This window comes from Colwellia sp. MB3u-45, assembly GCF_014077005.1.
Classification (GTDB): domain Bacteria; phylum Pseudomonadota; class Gammaproteobacteria; order Enterobacterales; family Alteromonadaceae; genus Cognaticolwellia.
Genome location: NZ_JACGVC010000023.1, coordinates 1 through 762, shown reverse-complemented (window position 1 = coordinate 762; position 762 = coordinate 1). Strand labels below are relative to the sequence as shown.

Sequence of the window (762 nt, the reverse complement as noted above, 5' to 3'; positions counted from 1 at the left end):
GTTTATTGCGGACGCGTAGCTCAGCTGGATAGAGTACCTGGCTACGAACCAGGCGGTCGCAGGTTCGACTCCTGCCGCGTCCGCCACATTGAAAAAACCAGTCTAATGACTGGTTTTTTTTCGCCCCAACATTTTGTTTTTATCTTTGTGGGGTCGCATCAGAGTGCTCATTATGAGTAACATGCGTTATCTCTTAAGCTAGAGATATAAATAACAGGCTTGATTTGAGGACGCGTAGCTCAGCTGGATAGGTTATCTAACGCTAATGGCTACGAATACTTATTATGAGTAAAGTTCGTTATCTCCTAAGCATGAGATATAAAAAAACAGTTTATTGAGGACGCGTAGCTCAGCTGGATAGAGTACCTGGCTACGAACCAGGCGGTCGCAGGTTCGACTCCTGCCGTGTCCGCCACTTTTCTTTAAGTGGCTAAATAATAAAGACTAGCAAATATTAACGCTAGTTAAAAAATAAATACTGTATAAGTTGGTTATCTCCTGAACATGAGATATAAAAAAACAGTTTATTGAGGACGCGTAGCTCAGCGGGATAGGTTATCTAACGCTAATGGCTACGAATGCTTTTTATGAGTAAAGTTTGTTATCTCCTAAACATGAGATATAAAAAAACAGTTTATTGAGGACGCGTAGCTCAGCTGGATAGAGTACCTGGCTACGAACCAGGCGGTCGCAGGTTCGACTCCTGCCGCGTCCGCCACTTTTCTTTAAGTGGCTAAATAATAAAGACTAGCAAATATTAAC

The 762-nt window shown here is 42.4% G+C and carries 3 tRNA genes; all 3 read left to right on the top strand.

Annotated features, from left to right (window positions below):
- The first annotated feature begins 9 nt into the window (after positions 1-9).
- The 3 genes from H4J41_RS00240 to H4J41_RS00230 all read left to right on the top strand — a co-directional run bounded on the left by H4J41_RS00240 (position 10) and on the right by H4J41_RS00230 (position 718).
- A tRNA-Arg gene (locus H4J41_RS00240) sits at positions 10-86 on the top strand.
- Between the two features lie 252 nt (positions 87-338).
- Positions 339-415, top strand: a tRNA-Arg gene (locus tag H4J41_RS00235).
- A gap of 226 nt (positions 416-641) precedes the next feature.
- A tRNA-Arg gene (locus H4J41_RS00230) sits at positions 642-718 on the top strand.
- Positions 719-762: the final 44 nt, after the last annotated feature.